Raw genomic sequence first — 2,571 nt, 5'->3', positions numbered from 1 at the left:
TGAGCAGCTGCGGGCGCAGGCCCAGGCCACGCTGCCCAGCTACATGGTGCCGGCGGCCTATGTGCAGCTGAGCGCGCTGCCGCTGACGCCCAACGGCAAGCTGGACCGCAAGGCGCTGCCGGCACCGGACGAGCAGGCCTGGAGCCGGCGCGCCTACGAGGCGCCGCAGGGCGAGGTGGAAGCCACGCTGGCGGCCATCTGGGCCGAGCTGCTGCAGATCGAGCGCGTGGGCCGCCACGACAACTTCTTCGAATTGGGCGGGCACTCGCTGTTGGCCGTCAGGCTGATCGAGCGCATGCGCCGTGAAGGCCTGCAGGCGGACGTGCGCGAACTCTTCACCGCAGAGACCCTGGCCGAGCTGGCCCAGGCCGTGAACACCGGACAGCACGACATCGTCGTGCCGGAAAACCGCATCCCGGATGCATTTGCCGACGATATGTCGGATGGCGAGACAGAGGAATTCAGGTTGTGAACATCGAATCCTTGCTTCAACAGCTGCAAGAAAAGAACATTCAGCTCCATATCGATGGCGAGCAACTGCTCGTCCGCGCTCCCAAGGGCGCGATGAACGCGGATCTGGCTCAGCAGCTCAAGCTGCACAAGGCCGAGCTGCTGGAGGCCGTTCGCGCCCGACTGCGCATCACGCCGGACATGCTGCCGCTGGTGCAGCTGAGCCAGGACGCCATTGACGGCATCGTGGCCGGCGTCGAGGGCGGCGCGGCCAATGTCCAGGACATCTATCCGTTGGCGCCGCTGCAGGAAGGCATCCTGTTCCATCACCTCATGGAAACGGAGGGCGATGCCTATCTGCTGCCCAGCCTCTATCGTTTCAAGGACAGGGCGCGTCTGGACCGATTCCTGGAGGCCGTGCAAGGGGTGATCAAGCGCCATGACATCCTGCGAACCGGCCTGGCCTGGGACGGCCTGGACCAGCCCGTGCAGGTGGTGCGCCGACAGGTGACGCTGCCGGTTGAGGAGCTTCAGCTGGATCCTCTGCAGGGCGAGCCCGCAGGCCAGCTCGAGGCGCGCCTCGATCCACGCCGGGTGCGTCTGGACCTGAGGCAGGCGCCGTTGCTGCGCTGCTATATCGCAGCCGATGGTCCTGACGGACGCTGGCTGCTCCGCATCCTGGCCCATCACTTGGCGGTGGACCACACGACCATGGACTTGCTGGTCCAGGAGGCCATGGCCATCGAGCGCGGCGAGGGGGCTTCATTGCCACCGCCGGTGCCGTTCCGGAATTTCATTGCCCAGGCGCGCCTGGGCGCCAGAGACGACGCGCATGAAGCCTTTTTCAAGCGCCTGCTGAGCGACATCGACGGCCCGACAGCACCGTTCGGGCTGCTCGACGTCCGCGGTGACGGCAGCCGCATCGCCGAGGCCCGTCTGCCGGTCTCTCCGGCCATGACCGAAGCCTTGCGCAGCTGCGTGCGTCGCCTGGGGGTGAGCATGGCCAGCGTCGCCCACCTGGCTTGGTCCATGGTGCTGGCCCGAACCAGCGGCCGACACGCGGTCGTCTTCGGCACGGTGCTGTTCGGCCGCATGCATGGCGGCACGCAGGTGCACCGGGCGCTCGGCATGTTCATCAACACCCTGCCATTCAGGATGGACGTCAACGCACTGGGCGTTGAACGCGCGCTGAAGCAGGCCCATCGGCTCATGGCCGAGCTGCTGGGTCATGAGCAGGCATCGCTGGCCCTGGCTCAGCGATGCAGCGGGGTGGACGCCCAGACGCCTTTGTTCAGCTCCTTGCTGAACTTCCGTCACAGCGCCGTTGATGAGGGGGGCGAATCGGCGGAACAGGACAACGCTGCAGAGGCGCAGGCCGAGGACATCGAGGACCTGGGAGGCCACGAGCGGACCAACTACCCGCTGACGCTCTCTGTCGATGACTTCGGTCCCGCCCTGATGATTACCGCGCAGGTCCAGGATGCCGTCGACCCCGAGCGGGTGTGCCGCTTCGTCCATCGCGCCTTCGAGGTCTTGCTGGAGGCATTGACCTCCAGGCCCGAGACGCCGCTGGCCAGCCTGGACGTGCTGCCTTCGCAGGAGCGCGAGCAGCTGCTGGGCTGGGGCGTGTCGAAGCGGGAGTACCCGCGCGAGGAGGGGCTGGCGGCGCTGTTCGCGCGGCAGGTGCAGGCACGGCCGCAGGCGGTGGCGGTGCAGGCCGGGGATCGCACGCTGAGCTATGCGCAGCTGGACGCGTGGTCGGACCGGCTGGCGCAGGCGCTGCAGGCGCAAGGTCTGGCGCAGGGTGAATGCGTGGCGCTGTCGCTGGGTCGCAGCGTGGAGCTGGTGGTGGCGCAGCTGGGGGTGCTCAAGGCCGGCGGGGCGTATGTGCCGCTGGACGAGGTGCTGCCCGGGGCCAGGCAGGCGCTGATGGCGCAGGACTGCGGGGCGAGGCGTGTGCTGGCGCGCAGCGGCCAGGCGCTGGCGCAGGAGCTGGCGGGGCTGAGCCGGCTGGACGTGGACGAGGAGGCGCTGGCCCAGTGGCCGGCGCAAGCAGTGGGTCAGCAGGGCCGAGGAGAGGACCTGGCCTATGTGATGTACACCTCCGGCTCCACGGGCACG

2 protein-coding genes are annotated in these 2,571 nt (G+C 68.3%); both read left to right on the top strand.

Features of this window, described 5'->3' with window-relative positions; translation table 11 throughout:
• On the top strand, positions 1-472 hold a 472-nt coding region (locus O9Y01_RS23105), incomplete at its 5' end, for a phosphopantetheine-binding protein (RefSeq protein WP_269634005.1).
• Positions 469-2,571: condensation domain-containing protein (locus O9Y01_RS23100; protein ID WP_269634004.1), on the top strand; the 2,103-nt coding region annotated here is incomplete at its 3' end. The genes O9Y01_RS23105 and O9Y01_RS23100, both read left to right, overlap by 4 nt.

The organism is Pelomonas sp. BJYL3, assembly GCF_027257975.1.
Classification (GTDB): Bacteria; Pseudomonadota; Gammaproteobacteria; order Burkholderiales; family Burkholderiaceae_C; genus Roseateles_B; species Roseateles_B flavus.
This window is presented reverse-complemented; position numbering and strand designations above follow the sequence as displayed.